This is a genomic window from Halomonas rhizosphaerae (genome assembly GCF_030012485.1).
GTDB classification, from domain to species: Bacteria; Pseudomonadota; Gammaproteobacteria; order Pseudomonadales; family Halomonadaceae; genus Halomonas; species Halomonas rhizosphaerae.
The window spans coordinates 58719-77804 of record NZ_JASCQQ010000024.1 but is presented as its reverse complement, the minus strand read 5'-3'; the positions used below and the strand labels follow the sequence as shown (position 1 = coordinate 77804).

Annotated in this window: 13 protein-coding genes and 1 pseudogene; 3 read left to right on the top strand and 11 right to left on the bottom strand. The window is 60.5% G+C overall.

What is annotated here, in order from left to right; genetic code table 11:
* Positions 1-1693: putative bifunctional diguanylate cyclase/phosphodiesterase (locus tag QLQ86_RS10335; RefSeq protein WP_282816858.1), on the top strand; the 1693-nt coding region annotated here is incomplete at its 5' end.
* Between the two features lie 150 nt (positions 1694-1843).
* Here the strand turns inward: QLQ86_RS10335 and QLQ86_RS10330 are convergent.
* Positions 1844-3577: a PilZ domain-containing protein gene (locus QLQ86_RS10330; protein ID WP_282816857.1), complete on the bottom strand. Its 1734-nt coding sequence runs from the start codon at positions 3575-3577 to the stop codon at positions 1844-1846.
* A 195-nt stretch (positions 3578-3772) separates the two neighbouring features.
* Positions 3773-5743 carry a diguanylate cyclase gene (locus QLQ86_RS10325; protein ID WP_282816856.1) on the bottom strand — a complete coding sequence of 657 codons (1971 nt, stop codon included), beginning with the start codon at positions 5741-5743 and terminating at the stop codon, positions 3773-3775.
* Positions 5744-6466: 723 nt separating this feature from the next.
* Between QLQ86_RS10325 and QLQ86_RS10320 the strand changes: the two genes are divergently transcribed.
* Positions 6467-6841, top strand: a complete 375-nt coding sequence (locus QLQ86_RS10320; protein ID WP_282816855.1) for a histone-like nucleoid-structuring protein, MvaT/MvaU family — start codon at positions 6467-6469, stop codon at positions 6839-6841.
* 104 nt (positions 6842-6945) lie between these two features.
* Here the strand turns inward: QLQ86_RS10320 and QLQ86_RS10315 are convergent, their stop codons facing one another.
* From QLQ86_RS10315 to QLQ86_RS20105, 7 genes and pseudogenes are all read right to left on the bottom strand, one after another.
* Positions 6946-7263 carry an antibiotic biosynthesis monooxygenase family protein gene (locus QLQ86_RS10315; protein ID WP_282816854.1) on the bottom strand — a complete coding sequence of 106 codons (318 nt, stop codon included), beginning with the start codon at positions 7261-7263 and terminating at the stop codon, positions 6946-6948.
* Between the two features lie 114 nt (positions 7264-7377).
* Positions 7378-8103, bottom strand: coding sequence for an anaerobic ribonucleoside-triphosphate reductase activating protein (locus QLQ86_RS10310; RefSeq protein WP_282816853.1), 726 nt, complete (start codon positions 8101-8103; stop codon positions 7378-7380).
* Positions 8104-8160: 57 nt separating this feature from the next.
* Positions 8161-10095: pseudogene (locus QLQ86_RS10305) on the bottom strand (ribonucleoside triphosphate reductase).
* Positions 10096-10403: 308 nt separating this feature from the next.
* The gene (locus tag QLQ86_RS10300; RefSeq protein WP_282816852.1) at positions 10404-11384 is read right to left on the bottom strand and encodes a 2-hydroxyacid dehydrogenase; all 981 of its coding nucleotides are present in this window, start codon (positions 11382-11384) and stop codon (positions 10404-10406) included.
* Between the two features lie 34 nt (positions 11385-11418).
* On the bottom strand, positions 11419-12402 hold the full coding sequence (locus QLQ86_RS10295; RefSeq protein WP_282816851.1) for a sugar kinase: 984 nt from the start codon (positions 12400-12402) through the stop codon (positions 11419-11421).
* A gap of 61 nt (positions 12403-12463) precedes the next feature.
* A complete protein-coding gene (locus QLQ86_RS20110) occupies positions 12464-12715 on the bottom strand; it encodes a substrate-binding domain-containing protein (RefSeq protein ID WP_326521280.1) in 252 nt (83 codons plus the stop codon).
* 124 nt (positions 12716-12839) lie between these two features.
* Positions 12840-13478, bottom strand: a complete 639-nt coding sequence (locus QLQ86_RS20105) for a LacI family DNA-binding transcriptional regulator (protein WP_326521279.1) — start codon at positions 13476-13478, stop codon at positions 12840-12842.
* A 2143-nt stretch (positions 13479-15621) separates the two neighbouring features.
* Between QLQ86_RS20105 and QLQ86_RS10285 the strand changes: the two genes are divergently transcribed.
* Positions 15622-15975: a hypothetical protein gene (locus tag QLQ86_RS10285; RefSeq protein WP_282816850.1), complete on the top strand. Its 354-nt coding sequence runs from the start codon at positions 15622-15624 to the stop codon at positions 15973-15975.
* A gap of 522 nt (positions 15976-16497) precedes the next feature.
* Here the strand turns inward: QLQ86_RS10285 and QLQ86_RS10280 are convergent.
* Positions 16498-16995 (bottom strand): 3'-5' exonuclease family protein, encoded by a 498-nt coding sequence (locus QLQ86_RS10280; RefSeq protein ID WP_282816849.1) that lies wholly within the window; start codon positions 16993-16995, stop codon positions 16498-16500.
* 1796 nt (positions 16996-18791) lie between these two features.
* Positions 18792-19007: a hypothetical protein gene (locus QLQ86_RS10275; protein WP_282816848.1), complete on the bottom strand. Its 216-nt coding sequence runs from the start codon at positions 19005-19007 to the stop codon at positions 18792-18794.
* Between the last annotated feature and the right edge of the window lie 79 nt (positions 19008-19086).

Here is a 19086-nt window from a genome sequence, read left to right as displayed (position 1 = left end):
GACCCGGCTGCGGATCCTCGAGCGCGGCGTGGAAGCCAGCGTCAACGGGGTGCTGATCGCTGACGCAGGCGAGCCCGATCTGCCGATCATCTATGTCAACGACGCCTTCCAGCGCATGACGGGCTATACACGCGAAGAGATCATCGGCCGCAATTGTCGCTTCCTGCAGGGCACCGAGACCGACATGGCGGTGGTTGAGCAGCTTCGCCAGCAGCTGGCTCAAAAGCGCGAGGTGCATGTCACCCTGTGCAATTATCGCAAGGACGGCACCCCCTTCTGGAACGATCTCTACATTGCCCCGGTGCGCGATGAGGAGGGGCAGGTCACCCACTATGTGGGCATCCAGCAGGATATCTCCGAATACAAGGCCTATGAGGCCCGCCTGGCCTATCACGCCAGCCATGATGCCTTGACCGGGTTGGCAAACCGCGCGTTGCTCGAGGATCGGCTGGTCCATGATTTCGAACTGGCAAGGCGTCAGGGACACTTGCTGGCGGTCCTCTTCGTCGACCTCGATGAGTTCAAGCCCATCAATGACAGCCTGGGCCATGCCATCGGGGACCAGCTGCTGCTGGGGGTCTCACAGCGCCTGACCGCGGCGATGCGCGCGGGCGATACCCTGGCGCGCCTGGGCGGCGACGAGTTCGTGGTGCTGCTGCCGGACCTGCACAACGAGGAGCAGGCGCTGCAGGTGGCGGAGCGGCTGCTGACGCTCATTGCACGGCCCTATCGGGTCGGCGAGCATGAACTGTCGCTGTCGTGCAGCATTGGCATCGCCGTCAGCAGTGCGGAGGTTGCCCAGCCCATCGAGCTCATCCAGCAGGCCGACATGGCCATGTACCGGGCCAAGCAGCAAGGCCGCAACGCCTACCAGTGGTTCACCCCCGAGATCACGCATCGGCTGGGAGATCGCGTCGCGCTGCGCAACGAGCTCCAGGAGGCGATCGATGTGCAGGCCTTCGAGCTGCACTACCAGCCCTTGATCGACCGGCAGGAAAGGGTAATGGGCGTGGAGGCGCTGTTGCGCTGGCCAAATCCCATCCGCGGCTATGTCTCTCCGGCACAGTTCATTCCCCTGGCCGAGGAGACCGGCCAAATCATCCCGATCAGCGAGTGGGTGCTGGCGAGGGCCTGCCACGACCTGCGAATGCTCGACGAGGCGGGGCAGGGCAGCCTGAATGTCGCCGTCAACCTCTCTCCGCTGCAGTTCCACCGCTCGAGCTTTCTCGACAACCTGCGACAGACCCTGGCCGTCACTGGCTTACCGGCGCCGAAACTGTCCCTGGAGCTGACCGAAGGCGTGCTGATGAACGATACCGACAGTGCCATCGACATCCTGCATGCCATCAAAGGCATGGGGGTGGGCGTCGCCATCGACGACTTCGGGACCGGCTTCTCCAGCCTCAGCTACCTCAAGAACCTGCCCATCGACACGGTCAAGATCGACCGCAGTTTCATCAGTGAGGCCACCCACAGTGCAGAGGATGCGGCGATCATCCAGGGCATCATCTCCATGGCGCACCACCTCGGGCTCAAGGTGGTCGCTGAAGGTATCGAGCATGAGGACCAGCACCGCCTGCTGATGAAGCATGGCTGCGATCTCTTCCAGGGCTTTTACTTTGCCCGTCCCATGCCACTCGGGCGTCTCATTGAATTCCTCGGGGAGTGTCAACCGGTTCACCTGGGTGAGTAGGGTTGCCGGCAACTGTCGATAGGACAGGCGCAATGACACTGCTCGCTACCTTGGCACCGCCCTCGGCCAAGGGGCGCATCCTTGCAAGATGCTTTTTCCCCCTGAACGCTTCTTGCCGCCAGGGGGCTTTTCGGCCACGGGGAAAAGTTTCTATACCTTGATAACCTTTACCCCGTAATCCACGGGGTTGACGATATCCTCGAGCTTGCCGATCTGCGAGAAGTCGCCTTTGGTGAGCACGCTGCTGATGTTGGTGTCAGGAAAGCGCAGATTCTTGACGACGTGAACCTGACTCGGCATGCCTTTGCCGTCGATGTCCATGACCCAGGCAAGGAAGCCCCCCGAGAACTTGGCCAGGCTGCCGATCGGGTACAGGCCATACACCTGGATGTACTCCACCAGCACCGTCTTGTCATAGGCCGTATCCGCCTCATGGATCCTGCGGTAGGCGTCGAGCGGTGTGCGTGGCGGCACGCCGTTGCGTTCATGCATCAGCTTGTCGATCGCCTTGATCACCGCGAACAGACGAATCAGCTCCGAGAGCTGCTCGCCGCGCTTGCCGGCCGGGTAGCCAGAGCCGTCCAGATGCTCGTTGGCATTTTCGATCACATCGCAGCAGGTGGGGCTCGGCTCCCAACCCAGTTCACGCAACTTATCGCGCAACACTGTCACATGGCCCCTGAGAATCGTCTTCTGCGCCGGGTTCATGTTCACCTTGAGGGATGGCAGCTGCGCGCTGATCAGCAGAGGCTTGCCCATGGTGTGCAGCAAGGCGCCCAGCACGGCCTCACGCACCTGGGGGTCATGAGGGTCACGGGTAAGCATGACATGGGCCAGCTGTCCGGCCACCTGGACGGCATGCCTGACCCAGTCCGGTTCATCCCGCAGGAACGCGAGGGCATACAGAAATGCCTTGCGGTCCTGCTCCACCAGGTAGCGCAGGGTGTCGACGCAATCGTAGAAGATCTCGCCAGGGAACAGGTTGCGGTTCTTCATGTACATCAACCCCACCTGGAGCTGATGGGCCACGTCCATCACACCGCGCTCCATGGGCGACTGGCGAGCGCGCTTCTCACGCTCCTGAGCCTCTCGCTGCAGAATCTTCTTCTCCTTGGCGCCTGGGATGAATAGGGGCGAATGATAGGTCAGCTTGTCATTGGATCCGGTACGGTAGGCAGCCTCCCGCTCCGATTCATTCACATACCTGAACAGGGACTCCGTCTGGGACGTCGACAAGTTAATGAACTGAACGCCGACTGCCGCGTAGCCATGGTTCCCGAAGGGGCGGATATGGCGGACCTTGCCTTCAGCGAAGAAGCTCTCGCCGTTGGGGAATTCTAGGGTCACCCCGGGTATGTCCTGATTCACGCTGATCGCGATGCTCTCCGACAGGTCGATGTCGACCATGCAGCCACCAACCGACAGGTTACGCAGCCGGCCCGGCACATTGAGCTCATGGAGGTAGACTTCGAGGCTGACGCGGGCCTGCATGCCGAGTATGAACGGAATGCGGACCGCCCCCCGGTTCTCGGGGATGAAGACCGACTCCGGGAGCTGGCATTCCAGGCGATACAGCGTACTGTCGATCTTGATTAGCTTGGCGGCGACGTTACTGAGGCTGTAGGTCTCGCGCTCGATAGCCTGCGGCCCCTTCAGCGCCTCCAGGTCGAAGCTCAGGCCGCCGCGTCCCAGATACCGCTCGATGTCCGAGCCGGCATACTCCACCTCAAGCACCAGGCGGCCGGTACTCAGGTCCAGTTCTGCTACCTCTGCTTTCAAGGGGTAGGGCATGTCCTTGGCATACACCGATAGCTCATGCGCGTGCTGTAGCAGCGAGCGAATTACGTTCGCCGAGGGATTTTCATATAGAGCGGGGACGGCCATTTGAGACACCTGCGCATGCGACATTGGTTTTTATTGACCGACATCAATGACATGGGTCTTTTTTCTCTATAGTAATAAACTATATACTCTTTATTTAGCAGAGCAATCGTTTTGGCAGGAAAATTCCGTCCTTGGTGGCATCTCAATACAGAGAAGCATGCTGACCTGCCTGAACCTGGCAGGTTAAACCCTACCTCACACCGCCTGCCAATGCGTCTGGTTACGCCCCGCCTCCTTGGCCGCGTAGAGTCCTTGGTCGGCACGTTTGATGGCGGGCTTCAGCGAGGCCTCTTCGGCCATGACCAGCGTTACGCCTAGAGACGCGGTATAAGATAACCCGCTGTCTACGGTGACGTCGTGGCCGACGACCACCGGTGAGGCTTCCAGCGCGGTACGCAATCGTTCGGCGACCTGCATGGCCTGAGCCTTGGGGGTGTTGGGGAGCAGGACGGCAAATTCCTCACCACCCATCCGGCACAACACATCTCCCTCGCGCAGCAGTTTTCTGGCCTGTCTGGCGAAGGCCTGCAATACCAGATCCCCCCCGTCGTGGCCGTACGTATCGTTAATGCGTTTGAAGTGGTCCAGGTCGATGGCGATCAGACTGAGTGGCTCCCCGCTACGCTTCGCCCGGCCGATTTCCATGGCCGCCTGGTCCTGTAGGTAACGCCGATTGCCGAGGCCTGTCAGCGGATCGGTCATCGCCTGGCGAGCCAGCGTTTCTTCCATCTGCTTGCGTTCGCTCAGGTCAAAGACCATGGCGCGGGAGTGCACGAATCCGCGGCGCGTGGTGTAGGCCGAGGCCTGGATGACGACCGGGAGTGTCTCTCCGCGCCGGGTGATCAGTTCGCACTCGGCCGAGCCCTCCTGATCGGGTCCCAGGACCCCGAGAAAGGCTTCATCGAAGGCCTCGCGCGTCCCAGGGGTGATGAAGTCTCGATAGTGCACCTTGCCGATCACCTCCTCGGCACGATGACCCAGCCAGTTCAGCTCGGTGCGGTTCATCTTGACGATGCGACCTTCGGCATCCAGCGAGTGATAGCCGCAGGGGGCATGCTCATAGAGGTCACGTATCTCTCTGGCATGCCGCTGGGCTTGCTGCTTCAGGACGCCTTGTCGATGACTGCTCAGGGCCCAGAACACGCCAAAGGTGATGGAAAGGCCATACAGCAAGGTCATGATCAGCAGGGGGGCACGGTCCTGCGACAGCAGTGTCCCGAGGCTGGGTTTGGGGAGCATGATGCCCAGCCGCCAGGGGTTATACCCCGGCAAGCTATACACCATGCCAGCCTGGCTACGGTAGTTCTGGGTGCGGATGTCTTCCGCCTGGAACAACAGCAGACGATTCCCGAGATCTGCCTGTCCGCGGTTACGCTGCGATAGAACCTCCCAGGCATCGGGAGACTCGGCTGAGAAACTTCTCCCGAAGCGCATAGGCCCTTCCGTATCGGCCAGCAACCAGGTGCCCCGGGCGTCCACCAGGAGGGGCTCGGCACTTTCGTCGATGGACATGACATGGCGCAGACCGGCGGTCAGATACTGCCAATCCAGGCTGAACAACAGAACGCCTTTGCGCTCTCCCTGAGCATCGAACACCGGGGTCGCAATGTTGACCACTGGCACCACATTGTCGCCGGCATTCTCATAGCGCAGGTTGCGGCCGGGGGGCGAGACGTAGAGGTCGCGGGGAAACAGCGTCATGGCCTCCCGAAAATATTCGGTATCGGCATGAGAGACCGCGGGTGATCGCTGTTGTCGCTGCTGGCCATGGCTGACATGCAGCAGCTCATGTCCTTGCGGGTCGATCAGGACCAGTTTGGTGTAGCGTCCATAGTGAGTCAGCAGAGTCTCGAACAGTGATGATAGCCGCTCAGTGGTAAGCTGCTTGGTATCGGCTTGATAAGGCGAGTGGGTTTCCCCCACGTGGCTGAGATAGCGATCGAGCAGTGACATCTCAGCCGTGGCCAGGGCATGGTTGAGGCTTTCGTTCATGCCTCGCTGAAGCGATTCTTGCCCTGCTTCCAGCATTGCCTGGGCGCCGGCCTGGGCGCCCTCGAGCCGGGCATCAAGGTGGGCCCGAAAGATCGGGTATAGGGTGGCTGTCACCAGCACGACCGGGACGACAATGGCCATTGCCAGGCGAATGCACAGGGTTTTCAGCGTCATTGGTGGATCTCCAGGCAGAATGACGCGAAGAAGCGAAGCGACGCATTGTACGGGAAGTCGCTCGAGAAAGGACCAACGGTTCTTCTAGAGGAGGGGCGAGGCAGGCTGCCCATGCCCACCCACGCTCTGTCTCAGGCATCGTGAGCTCCATCGAAATGCCTAGGTTCTGTCTGGAAAGTCGGCACGTAGGTAGCGGTCTATGCAGGCCAGGCATACCATCGCTCTGAAGCTGCTGGCCCTTATAGGTATCGATCAGAATGGTGTCAAAGCCGACCAGCTCGTAGAGGGCCTGCTCTAACAGAGAGGGAAAACTGCAACCCCCGGCGTTTCGTATCAGCTGGGCTAGGCGCTGGTGCCAGGCCTGGGAGTCGACGGTGGCAAAAGAGTCGGCAGAGATCACGTTGATGGGCCCCGGCGGAGCGTCTGGTTATGGGTACGACCGAGCATACCATGGTCGCCACTCTCCGTGACTTCCTCCGGGGAAGGCCGCAGGCTCTTTTTCTTTAGGGTACCGAATGCTTGATTTTCGAGACTATAACTATCTCCATAGAGCACCGGGTCTCGATCACTTGGCCTTAGGTAACATGGCTCATGGCGTACCTGCAGGGGACATAGTCGACCAACTCAGGCAGGGTCTGGTAGCTCACGCTTAAATCGCTTTTGTTGAAGCAGGTTTCAATACCGATCATACTGCCTCTGCATTCATCCCAAGGCGGAGACACCATGTCTATCCTCAATTCCTATCTTGAGAAAGAACAGCAATTGAAACAGCTTCAGGAAGAGCTGAAGACGCTTGAGCACGATGAGCGTCTGAAGAACGAGCTCGAGTTCAAAGAAAAGTTAGAAGCGCTGATGCGAGAGTTCGGAAAGTCCGCGTCTGAAGTGATCGGCCTGCTGAATCCCAAGTCCGCGGGGGCCAAGAGCACTGCCAGCAGCCCGAGCACGGGGCGTGCCAAGCGCAAGCTGAAGATCTACAAGAATCCCAATACGGGTGAGGTCGTAGAGACCCGCGGCGGCAACCAGAAGACACTGAAGGCCTGGAAGGAAGAGCACGGCGCCGAGGTGGTCGAGTCCTGGCTGGTACGCACCGAAGACTGACGTGTCCTGCCTGCTGGCGACATGGCAGGCCGTTACCGCGCTTTCACCCGAAAGCGCGGTAGGCAAACAGCTTTGGCATGGTAAGTGAGCCCGGCCGTTGAGGTTCAATTGCCGTAGTCGCGTTCGACCTTGGCAATTCGCACGCGAAAACTCGAGTACCACTGCTGATGCCCTCGCCGTTGGGCCTCAAGATGCTCTGCGTTTCGCTTCCAGTGCTTGATGGCCTCCAGGCTTTCCCAGTACGAGACCGTGATACCCAACTCCTCCCTGACCGACTCCACCCCGAGAAATCCCGGCTGCTCCGCGGCCAACGCCATCATGTGGCGGGCCATCGCTGAATACCCATTGTCGCCTTCGGTCCGGTGGCTACTGAAGATCACGGCGTAATAGGGTGGTTCGGGCGTATTGGCAATCTCCGACATGGCGGCCTCGAGGGTGAGTGGCAACACGCTGAGCGTAGGCGGCATATGGCGCCGGTGTACAGCGGTGAAGGTGCTCCCGGGGTCGGGTGCGGCCCGGCACTCGGGTTATGTCACTCATTCACGAAGCTCCAGGCGTCGAAATGCGGGCTTAAGGCGATGCACGAGTTCGTGAAGCTCGGCGGTCGAGGGGGCCGTCGTCACCGGCTGGGCATAGGCTTCGTCCAGACACTGCCCGGTGCGCGCCACCTGGATGGCATAGCGCTCGACGCCTTGTGAGGCGAGGTCCAGCGCCAGGCAGTGCAGGTCCTCCAGATCGAGGTCGCGCCAGTGGACCGTGGTGCGACATTCGAATGTGATGCCACTCGCCAGCAGCTGGGCCAGGCTCTCCCGATGGGCGGCGCCCATGCCGGGTCTGCCGACGATGGCGTCGAAGTGCGCGTCGGGTCCTTTCACGTCCAGCCCCACCCAGTCGAGATGGGGCAGCATCGCCGCCAGGCGCCGGGGATAGACGCCGGCGGTGTGCAACCCGACCTTGAAGCCCAGGGCGCGAACCCGCGCGGCAGCCAGCGGCAGGTCGGCGTGCAATGTGGGCTCGCCACCGCTGAACACCACCCCTTCCAGCAGGCCCCGGCGCGTGCCCAGGAAGGCCTCGACCTCCGCCCACTCATCGGGCTTGGCTCTTCTCGGTTCGAGCATCTGCGGGTTGTGGCAGTAACCGCAGCGCAAGGGACAGCCCTGCAGGAAGATCACGGCGGCCAGGTGGTCGGGATAGTCCAGGGTGGTCATGGGGGTCAGGCCGGCCACGGGGAGATGCGGCCAGCGAGGGGCGGAATCAGACATGGGGGCTTTCCAGGCAGGCGCCCCGGCGTCGACGGGGCGCCAGGGGTGGCGATGGCGTTATGCGTGGGCGGTCGACTCGCTGAAGTGCCGACGCTCGCGGTGCTCGGCCTGCTTGCCGTGGTTGAACTGGCTGACCGGGCGGTGATAGCCCATCACCCGGGTCCAGACCTCGCAGCGCTGGCGCTGTTCGGTGGGCAGGGTCTCGACGGAGTGGCGCATGGGATGCTCCTTTTGCATGGTGGTCGGGTGTGACGAGGGAGAGGTGCCTCAGGCCGTGGCATCGGTCACTGAAGCGTGCTGTGCCAGAAGCGCCTCGTCGCACTTCGGGCAGAACTCGTGTTCGCCGGCCAGGTAGCCGTGCACCGGACAGATCGAGAAGGTCGGCGTCACGGTGAGGTAGGGCAGGCGGAAGCGGGACAGCGCGGTGCGCACCAGGGTCTTGCAGGCCTCGGCCGAGGAGAGGCGTTCGCGCATGTAGAGGTGCAGCACCGTGCCGCCGGTATAGCGCGTCTGCAGCGGGTCCTGGTGCAGCAGGGCCTCGAAGGGGTCGTCGGTGTGGCCCACCGGCAGCTGGCTGGAGTTGGTGTAGTAGGGCGCCTCCGGCGTGCCGGCCTGCAGGATGCCGGGGAAGCGCTTGCGGTCTTCCTTGGCGAAGCGGTAGGTGGTGCCCTCGGCCGGGGTCGCCTCCAGGTTGTAGAGGTGGCCGGTGTCCTCCTGGAACTCACGCATCCGCTCGCGAACATGCTCCAGCAGTTCCAGGGCGAGCTGCTGCCCCTCGGGGGCGGCGATATCGAAGCGGTCCTCGAAGAAGTTGCGGACCATCTCGTTGAGCCCGTTCACGCCCAGCGTGGAGAAGTGGTTGCGAAGGGTCCCCAGGTAGCGCCGGCTGTAGGGGTAGAGGCCGTCGTCCATCCACCGCTGGATGCAGTCGCGCTTGATCTCCAGGCTGTCGCGGCCCAGTTCGAGCAGCCGGTCCAGTTCGGCATAGAGCCCCGCCCGGTCGCCGGCGAAACGATGTCCCAGACGCGCACAGTTGATCGTCACCACGCCCAGCGAGCCGGTCTGCTCGGCGCTGCCGAACAGGCCATTGCCGCGCTTGAGCAGCTCGCTGAGGTCGAGCTGCAGCCGGCAGCACATGGAGCGCACCATGTGCGGCTCCAGGTCCGAGTTGAGAAAGTTCTGGAAGTACGGCAGCCCGTAGCGGGCGGTCAGCGCGAAGAGCCGCTCGGCGTTGTCGCTCTTCCAGTCGAAGTCATGCGTGATGTTGTAGGTGGGGATCGGGAAGGTGAATACCCGGCCGCGGCAGTCGCCCGTCTCCATCACCTCCAGGTAGGCGCGGTTGAGCAGGTCCATCTCGGCCTGCAGCTCGCCGTAGGTGAAGGGCTGCTCCGCCCCGCCGATGACCGGCACCTGGTCGCGCAGGTCCGCCGGGCAGGTCCAGTCGAAGGTGAGGTTGGTGAACGGCGTCTGGCTGCCCCAGCGCGAGGGCACGTTGAGGTTGTAGATGAACTCCTGCAGCGCCTGCTTCACCGCCGGGTAGTCGAGCCGGTCGAGGCGCACGAAGGGCGCCAGGTAGGTATCGAAGGAGCTGAACGCCTGGGCGCCGGCCCACTCGTTCTGCAGGGTGCCGAGGAAGTTGACCATCTGCCCCAGCGCGCTGGAGAGGTGGCGGGGCGGCGCGCTCTCCGCCCGACCAGGCACCCCGTTGAAGCCCTCGACCAGCAGGGTGCGCAGCGACCAGCCGGCGCAGTAGCCGCTGAGCATGTCCAGGTCGTGGATATGCAGGTCGCCCTCGCGATGGGCCTCGCCTACCGCGGCGGGGTAGACCTCGTTGAGCCAGTAGTTGGCGATCAGCTTGCCGGAGGCGTTGAGGATCAACCCGCCCAGGGAGTAGCCCTGGTTGGCGTTGGCATTGACGCGCCAGTCGGCACGCTGCAGGTATTCGTTGACCGTCGACGCCACCCTGACGGTGCCGGGCTGCGGGCTTCCCATGGAGGGCTCCTTCACTGGCTGGATATCTACATATGGTGTCGATGTCTATAAAAAACACCATATATTGTGCATGAAAAGGATAGGCACCCTGCCGCAGCAGCGACATGATCCAGGTCAGGAAAAGGAGGATGACGAGCGTGAGGCCGCTATTCGCATGGCATGACACACCTGCATGGCTGGGCTCATGGCGGCAAGCTGACGGTCAAGCAGATCGCCGCCCTCCAGGAGTTGGTAGCCGATCAGGGGGCCACCGGCGTTGCCTGGGTGATCAAGGAAAAGCTACGCTGGATCCCAGGCAGAGGGCGGGGTCATGCGAGCCGCCAGGCTGCGTCATTGACCAGGTTGAGCGGGCGCTCACCCCTGAGCGCCAAAATCAGGTTGTCCACGGCGCGCTGGGCCATGGCGGTGCGCGTCTCGTGAGTTGCCGAGCCGATATGCGGCAGGGCCACCACGTTGGTCATGTGCGGCAGCGGCGACTCCGGCGACAGCGGCTCCTGCTCGAAGACGTCCAGGCCGGCGGCGCGAATGCGCCCCATCTCCAGCGCCTCGATGAGCGTCGCCTCGTTGACGACCTTGCCGCGGGCGATGTTGACGAAGATCGCCGATGGCTTCATCAGGGCAAACTCTCGCTCGCCGATCAGGTGCTCGGTCTCGGCGGTGAGGGGCACGGTGACGCAGACGAAGTCCGCCTCGGCGAGCAGCGCCTCCATCTCGCGCCGCTCCGCCCCCAGTTCGCGCTCGAGATCGGGCTTGGGGGAGGCGTTCGAGTAGAGGACGCGCATGCCGAAGCCCAGGGCGCCGCGCCGGGCGATGGCGGCGCCGATGCGTCCGAAGCCGATCAGCCCCAGGGTCTTGCCGTGGACGTCGCTGCCGAAGTGCTCGGGACCGATCCCCGCTTGCCAGTCGCCGCGCTTTACCAGGTCAGCGAGCTCCACGGCGCGCCGGGCGGCGGCCATGATCAGCAGGAAGCCGGTGTCGGCGGTGGTCTCGGTAAGCACGTCCGGGGTGTTGCACAGCAGGATGCCGCGACGGGTCAGCGCCTCGACCGGGTAGTTGTCGTAGCCCACCGAGATGGTGGCGATGGCTTCGAGCTGGGGTGCGGCGTCGAGCAGCTCGGGGGTGATGGCCAGGCTGGCGCCGATGAGGCCGTGGGCGTCGGATAGCGCGGCCCGAAAGGCCGGGTCGTCGGCGGAAGCCAGGGCTGGAAAGGCCTGGACATCGAAGTCCTGGCCAAGCTGGGCCAGCTGGTCATCGTTCAGGCGGCCATAGGCCAGGATACGCTTCTTCATGGTTCAGGCTTCTTTGAGGCGATGGGCCGGGTGTCTATCGGGCAGGCAGTTCGGCTTCAAGCGCTGTGAGACGGGCGCGACTGGGTAGCCCCTCCATGTCGCCCACCACCTGCACCGCCAACGAGCCGATCAGGTTGCCGCGGCGGACCGCCTCCCGGGGCGAGCGGCCGTCGAGCAGGGCGCTGACCACGCCCACTGCGAAACCGTCGCCGGCCCCCACCGTATCCACCACGTCGTCGACCGCAAAGCCCGGCAGGGTAAAGCTCTCCTGCCGGCCGCCCAGGGTGCCGCAATAGTAGCTGCCCTCGGGCCCCAGCTTGATGATGACGGCCTGGGCGCCGCGCTCCAGGTAGAAGTCGGCGATGGCCTCGGGGCTGTCCCGGCCGGTGAGCCGGCGTCCCTCGGCCAGGCCGGGCAACACCCAGTCGCTATGGGCGGCCAGCTCGTTCAGGGTGTCGCGCATCTCGGTCTCGCTCGGCCACAGGCCGGGGCGCAGGTTGGGGTCGAAGGAGACGCTGGCGCCGGCATCGCGCGCCCGGGTGAGCATGTGTCCCGACAGTGCCCGGGCACTGGGCGAGAGCGCGGGCGGGATGCCGGTGGCGTGCAGGTGGCGCAAGGCCCGGAAGTCGACGGTCTCGGCATCGGCGGGGGCCAGGTGGCTGGCGGCGCTGCCGTGACGGAAGTAGGTGACCCGGGGATCGGCCCCTGCCAGCGCTCGCTCCTTGAACAGCAGGCCGGTGGGGTGGTCGGGGTCACTGCTCAGATGTCGGCAGTCCAGTCCCTCGGCCTCCAGGGTGCGACGAATGAAGGTGCCGAAGCCGTCGTCGCCGACCCGGCTCAACCAGCCGACGTGAAAGCCCAGGCGGGCCAGGCCGATGGCGACGTTGGTGTCGGCACCGGCGATGTGACGCTGAAAGTGTTCGACCTCGGCCAGCTCGCCCGGGCTCTCGGCAACGAACATGGCCATGGCCTCGCCGAAGGTGAGGAGTTCGGGGGCGGAAGAAGCATGGACGGGCATGGAGAACCTCGCAGTCAGGTGGGTGGTCGCTGGCGTGTCATTGCCGGGAGCTGAGACGAACTCATGGCGGCGGACGTCGGGTCGAACCGCGGGCGATCAACTCGGGTGCATGGCGACGTAACACTGTGGTAGCCCCAGCGCCGTGAGAGGGCACCAGGCATGCCACGGCGGCACGGCCGATCGCATCGGTGGGCTGGGCCAGCGTCGTGATGCCCGGGGTAACCAGCTCGCACCAGTCGAGCTCGTCGATGCCTATCAGGCCGGTCTCGCCGAGACGGGCGCCGAGGGCCTGCAGGGCCCGGGTCGCCGCCAGGGTGGCGGTGCCGTTGGCGCAGAGCAGCGCACGGGGCCGCGTGCCGGGACGAGCCAGGAAGTCGCCGATGGCGCGCTGCAGGGCTCCGCGCTCCAGTGGCTGGCAATGAGCCTCGCCGCCCAGGTCACGAGCCGCCCCCCCCCCCCTGCAGGAAGCATGTCAGACGCACCCGACGAGGACTGGCCTGCTCCGGCGGCTCGCTGAGGTAGAGAAGATCGCCATACCCCTGAGCCTGGAGGTGGTCCAGGGCGAGGTCGACGGCCCGGGCATTGTCGAGGCCCACGACCTCGGCGTCGTTCAGCTCCCGGTCCAGCAATACCAGGGGGATGCCCTCGTCCACCCAAGCTTGAAGATCGTGATCCGGACTACCGGCAGCATTGATCACCAGGCCCTCAACCCGGTAGGAGGCGAGCAAGGCGAGGTGTTCGCGCTCCTGGGCCGGGTCGTTGTCGGTGTTGCAGACCATCAACGACAGGCCGCGTTCGCGGCAGGCCTGTTCCACGCCATGCATGATGGCCACCGAGAAGGGATTGCGAATGTCGGCCACCAGCATGCCGATCAACCCCGAGTGACCGCCCTTGAGGCTCCTGGCGATCTGATTGGGGTGGTAGCCCAGACGCTGAGCAGCGGCGGCGATGCGTGTCTGCATGCCCGGCGAGAGGCGCTCACGTTCATCAGTGAAGTAGCGGGAAACGCTGGTCTTGGAGACGCCGGCCTCACGCGCGACCTCGAGGATCGTCGAGTGTTTGTGGTCGGTTGGCATCGTTGGAAATCTGCATATGGAATCGTTCCCATCGTATGCTCCACTTGAAGGTAAGGCAAATGGACATCGGTTCGGCGAGAGTGAACTATGATGGGAGTGATCCAGACAGCGTGGTGAGAGAGCGCCAATGACACGATCAACAGAAGATCCCCTGAAACGAATCTTCGCATATCGTGCGCTGGGTCTCCGCGATCGGTTCCCCCCGCCCCTAGAAAGCTTTCGTGAGGCTCTTGAGTGCCTGAAAAGTGGTCGTTCCTATATGGCAGCTCAGTGTGGGAGATCATTGTCTACCTTCGTGGCGGCTACACCCTGACCATCCCGGAGCATTTTTTATCTTCGCCGTTCTGGCAACGACGTTACTCTCGTGTCGTCTGAAGAGAACCTTCAGGCCTCAGTCAGCTCAAGGTTTGTCAAGAGATGTCTGATGACGGCTACTCAGCTCTAGAGTTTTCAATAAAAGTGACATATGGAACGCCGCCGATCAAGTATTCAGTGACAGGGAAAGATCACGGCGATAGATGACAAAATCGCTCCATCAGTTTGAAGGCCGTTCTCCAGAAGAAGCTCTCGAAGTAAGCACACAGCAGGTATACGATCTGCCCATGCGAATCAACCATGGAATGTTTACATGACGACTGATTGCGGTCCGGGGTGAAAAATATGGCAAGTGCTGTCGGCAGGTTTTTCTTGTCTAGGGGCGCTGATCAGATGAGCTCTTGAGAGCGGTCTTTTGAACACTTCACCTAGTCAATAAGACTGCTGTGCCACTCTTCCGGATTATAGCTTCGGGCTGCCGGCGGCTTAATGTTTAGATGAATAATAAGATCAGTGTAGATCTTAATCATAGATGGCGCTCGATGCTTGTTTGCTCATAATAATATTTATACTTTTAATGCAATAATTTCTTCACGTTGCCATGTTCCATGAATAATGCGGCCGATATTTTCGGCGATGGTGTTCTTGCAAGGCATGGGATATGAAAGGAAGTTAAAATAAATCCTGGGTTAAATATAAATCAAGATAGTGCTTTATGGGCTTTAGGCAATGGAATTGATTGCTAACCTTGCAGATGTAATGCTTCCTTATGGTGTGTCTTGTGTTTATGTTTATAACCATTTTGAGGTGTAGATGATATGGTAATTTTTTGGCATTTTAATATTTATTATGGGTTATTTAAAAAGACTTTGACTTTAGTCTGAGGCCTTTCTTCAATTGGACGATGGTCAGCATAACTATTGTTTCCTCACTCATGCTAGGGGGTTTTAGGTGGATGACTAGTATAGTGGTTAGGATGTCGTTTGGTTAAAAGACCAGTTTTTTCAGGGCTCAAATGTGTCTCTATGATAGTGGCTAGGTGGGTGGCTAGGAGGGTGGCTAGGCGGGTGGCTAGGCGGGTGGCTAGGCGGGTGGCTAGACGGGTGGCTAGACGGGTGGCTAGACGGGTGGCTAGGCGGGTGGCTAGGCGGGTGGCTAGGCGGGTGGCTAGGCGGGTGGCTAGGCGGGTGGCTAGGCGGGTGGCTAGGCGGGTGGCTAGACGGGTGGCTAGGCGGGTGGCTAGGCGGGTGGCTAGACGGGTGGCTAGGCGGGTGGCCAAGAAAATGGCTAGCAGAGTGCCGGTTCGGGGGTTAGAAGGGTGACCAGGTAGGCAGCAAGGGGCATGAACTCTCAAGCTTTGGAGAGATAGCCCCGGTAAGCTTCATATAGATAGCCCTATTCTGTATATAGGACTATCTCGTCTCTGAGGCTTATCTTCTGAAGATGCGGTCATGCACAGAGAGCACCTAGCTCCGTCATCACCGGGCTTGGGTAGTGATCAGGATTATTTGAATTGATTTCACCCGTATCACTTTCAGTGTCCCTATAGAGGGTCAGTCCCATAAAAGGCATGGGATGGAGGTGGAGTGAATTTTGAGGGTGAAGTGAATGAGGTGATACTTTATAGCGGGAGAATTGTGTAGTGAATTCCGTTTGAAGTTTAGGTTTAAAAAGATCAGGTCAGTACATTTTCGGAGTGGTGAATGCAATTTTCATTCGCTGTTTTCGAGAAGCCTTCCTGAAGGCGCGAAAAGAAGGTGTCGGCACTTGTTTGTTGAGCCGTCAGGTTTGCCTGTGATGGGGTATGATGCCGGCAAGTGGTATGTAAATGATCTTCTATCTGGTTTCATTGTTTTGGAGGCTTTTTATGCGGCATGAAGAGGGTGCTAGTGACCGTCTACTACAAGATGCTCTATCACTCCATTCTTCTGGTATGGGTCCCAGTCTCATTGAGTTGTCAGAGAAATCTGTTTTTCCGGGGTTGGTTCCAGCAGCACCCGCTGCCGAATTAAATCTCGTTGTACTGGAATCTTGTTGGGAAAGTCGGCTCCACGGTTTGTTCGACGTGGGCGATCTATTCGTTATCGGCTTAAGGATGTTCTGGATTGGTTGGCGGAAGAGAATGCCCACGGTTCCACCGCAGAAGCAGATCTTAATCAACCTAGGAAATGAAAATTCCTGATAAATATCGGCATGATCTGAAACGATTCAATTACGGCCTGTGCCGATTCCTTTCGGTAGATCATAGGTATCTGGTTAGAGCGACAGTTATAGGGTTATAATAGATGCTAGCGCTGGACCCGGATTCGTCCTGCCAATCTCTGAGTCGAAGAAACGGTCATCGTCGCTGCTGGCAGAGGCTAGTTGAAAATGGCTGGTGTCGAATTGTTCCAGTATGCGGTGCGGCTCATCTGCCGGATGGGGCGAACAATGAGATGCTTTGCACTAGTACCGGACTCGCCTGGCAGACAACGAATGCAGAACCGGCACCAGCGCCAGCGCGAATAGTTTCAAAAACCTGAGTGATTAGGGCTAGGTGTAGGGTCCCGGATGATCATCTTGAACGATGATCCGTTCGGACTGAACTCCTTTCTGGTTGCTCGATAGTGCGTCCAAAAGCCCTAACGCGGCCCCATAGCGTCCGGCCGTAGCATCGTCGCCTGGAATTCGTCCCATGAGGTCCCGAAAAAAATTCCCTCTATCACTAGAGATGACGGTTGACGATCACAGCACAGTATGCTGCCACATACCGTTGTGCGTCTTCGCGTGCGCGATGTGGAGCAGGTGTCTTTCTGATGATTTCTTCCAGCAGTAATGTGCGTTCTGCACCCAGCGCGCCGAATAGCTGGTGCACGTCAGAAAGCTGAAATGAAGGCTCTATGCCTGCTGCTTCAAATAGTCTTTCTATCCAGAATGAATCGAATTCAAGCGCGTCGCAGAAAACTGTCTCAACCCCAAGTGACCGATCAAGACGTTCGGCAGCATCGGTTACCGGTATTCCTTCATTTAGTAACTTTTCGCGTTTTATCCCATGAATTGCTTCTGCGACATTATTCCAGTATGTCCAATGATCAGGCGGACGGATGAGGAAGGAATCACTGTTACCGAGTGTGTCTGCCCAACCGATCTCAATGGGATAGCTGCTCTCATGCAGACCTGAGGCTTCGATATCTATAAAAGTAATGAGTTTATTGAGATTCATCGACTTTTCTTCATGTGGAAATGTATGGCAATAGAATCTAGTAGTTTCACTAAACAAGCTGCTGGCGTAAAGCGCTATAAAAAATTTCGTTATCTAAGGGATCGGCTCGGGAAGTGGTGACGTCCGAATCGAAGCGGCAGCCGGTTAGGGACTTTGCGAATAGGCAGTTGGCTCAGCCAGTGGAATGAAGCAGGGTTGGGCGCATGCGCCCAACCCGACTCCAAGAGCGAGATCATGTGGTTCGTCTCTGGCAGGCAGGGTTGGCTCCCCGTATCAAGGTGGGGGCGAATGCGGTCCATTTCACCCGGGGAGCGATCCGAGGGTTGGCTGCCTGAAGCAGGGGGGGGCGCATGCGCCCAACCCCACTTCAGAGCAGGAATCCCGTGATTCGTCTCCGACGGCCCAGCTTAACCTGATTCTCGTCTACCGGCTGACCGTATGCAGCCCATCTCACTCAGCAGACGATTCGAGGGTTGGGTACCTGAAGCAGGGGTGGGCGCATGCGCCCACCCCCGGCTAACAGCGCAGGATCCTTTGACTCGTCCCCGGCGGGCCAGCTCAACCTGATTCTCGTCACCTGGCTGACCGTATGCAGTCCATCTCACCCGGGGAGCGATCCGAGGGTTGGCTGTCTGAAGCAGGGGTGGGCGCATGCGCCCATCCCGACTCCAAGAGCAAGATCCTGTGATTCATCTCTGGCAGGCCGGGCTGGCTCCCCATATTAAGGTGGGGCCGAATGCGGTCCATCTCACCCTGGGAGCAATCCGAAGGTTGGCTGCCTGAAGCGGGGTTGGGCGCATGCGCCCAACCNAACCCGACTCCGAGAGCAGGATCATGAGATTCGTCTCCGGCAGGGCTAGCCAGGGCGGACCCTCGTCTCCCGGGGTGGCCGCATGCGGTCCACCTCACTCGGAAGTCGATCTAAGGGGTGGCAACCTGAAGCAGGGGTGGGCGCATGCGCCCACCCCCGGCTAAAAGAGCAGGATCCTTTGACTCGTCCCCGGCGGGCCAGCTCAACCTGATTCTCGTCACCTGGCTGACTGTATGCAGTTCATCTCACTCGGGAGCCGATTCGAGGATTGGCTACCTGAAACAAGGTGGGCGCATGCGCCCATCCCGACTCCAAGAGCGAGATCATGTGGTTCGTCTCTGGCAGGCAGGGTTGGCTCCCCGTATTAAGGTGGGGCCGAATACGGTCCATATCACCCAGGGAGCGATCCGAGGGTTGGCTGCCTTAAACGGGGTTGGGCGCATGCGCCCAACCCCGGCTGACAGAGCAGGACCCTTTGACTCGTCCCCGGCGGGCCAGCTCAACCTGATTCTCGTCTACCGGCTGACCGTATGCAGTCCATCTCACTCAGCAGGCGATTCGAGGGTTGGGTACCTGAAGTAGGGGTGGCGCATGCGCCCAACCCAAATCCGAGTGTCGACGCCCGAGCTATAAGTCCGTAAATCATCAAAACTGATTGCCCCCGATCCGCATGACCTTTCTTTACTGGTGACCAAACCTGTAAGGACCGCGCTATGCGGAGCCGAGAGGACTTTCTCATGGTAAAGCAACTCCACCAGCGAGGCGCCCACCTCGTGGACATTGCGCATCAGGTCGGCTGTTCCGAACGTACCCGGTGGAATCACCTGGCCCGCGAGAAGGCGCCGGCGGGGGCTACCGGTGCCAAATCGTTGAGAGCAAGCACTCAGGGCCAGGTCAGTGAATGCGTGGCATTTTCGACCATCCCCAAGCTGCCTTCATTAAAAGGCCTGTAGATGTCTATGAAACCTGGGACGATTCAGGCCGCTCAAGCCTGGCCGGCTCGTTTGGTTTCGGCTTCGTAGTGCTCGATGCCGAGCAGGATGAGCATTCGGGTGGTGGCGGATAGCGAGCGCATCTCCAGCTGGGCGATACCCTCGAGCTTGGCACGCTCGGTCACGCTGACTTGGGCCATCAACGGGAGGTTACACCCGCGCAGGGCGCGGGCCGCAACAGCGGCTTGCATGGTCTCGGCGGTGTCCATAGGTTAGGCTTCCTTAAGGTTGTCTAAGACTGCAGCATCAGAATGGAACCGAAAGGTTTCTTTGTCAAGTGGAGCGTAG

What these genes read in the sequence shown, in the direction of transcription:
- QLQ86_RS10315 (WP_282816854.1), bottom strand. Translation starts at nt 7,263, where the DNA reads ATGTCGGAGATTGCCAATACGCCCGAACCACCCTATTACGCCGTGATC.
- QLQ86_RS10320 (WP_282816855.1), top strand. Translation starts at nt 6,467, where the DNA reads ATGTCTATCCTCAATTCCTATCTTGAGAAAGAACAGCAATTGAAACAG.
- QLQ86_RS10275 (WP_282816848.1), bottom strand. Translation starts at nt 19,007, where the DNA reads ATGGACACCGCCGAGACCATGCAAGCCGCTGTTGCGGCCCGCGCCCTG.
- QLQ86_RS10295 (WP_282816851.1), bottom strand. Translation starts at nt 12,402, where the DNA reads ATGCCCGTCCATGCTTCTTCCGCCCCCGAACTCCTCACCTTCGGCGAG.
- QLQ86_RS10325 (WP_282816856.1), bottom strand. Translation starts at nt 5,743, where the DNA reads ATGACGCTGAAAACCCTGTGCATTCGCCTGGCAATGGCCATTGTCGTC.
- QLQ86_RS10330 (WP_282816857.1), bottom strand. Translation starts at nt 3,577, where the DNA reads ATGGCCGTCCCCGCTCTATATGAAAATCCCTCGGCGAACGTAATTCGC.
- QLQ86_RS10280 (WP_282816849.1), bottom strand. Translation starts at nt 16,995, where the DNA reads ATGAATCTCAATAAACTCATTACTTTTATAGATATCGAAGCCTCAGGT.
- QLQ86_RS10310 (WP_282816853.1), bottom strand. Translation starts at nt 8,103, where the DNA reads ATGTCTGATTCCGCCCCTCGCTGGCCGCATCTCCCCGTGGCCGGCCTG.
- QLQ86_RS20105 (WP_326521279.1), bottom strand. Translation starts at nt 13,478, where the DNA reads ATGCCAACCGACCACAAACACTCGACGATCCTCGAGGTCGCGCGTGAG.
- QLQ86_RS10300 (WP_282816852.1), bottom strand. Translation starts at nt 11,384, where the DNA reads ATGAAGAAGCGTATCCTGGCCTATGGCCGCCTGAACGATGACCAGCTG.
- QLQ86_RS10285 (WP_282816850.1), top strand. Translation starts at nt 15,622, where the DNA reads ATGATCTTCTATCTGGTTTCATTGTTTTGGAGGCTTTTTATGCGGCAT.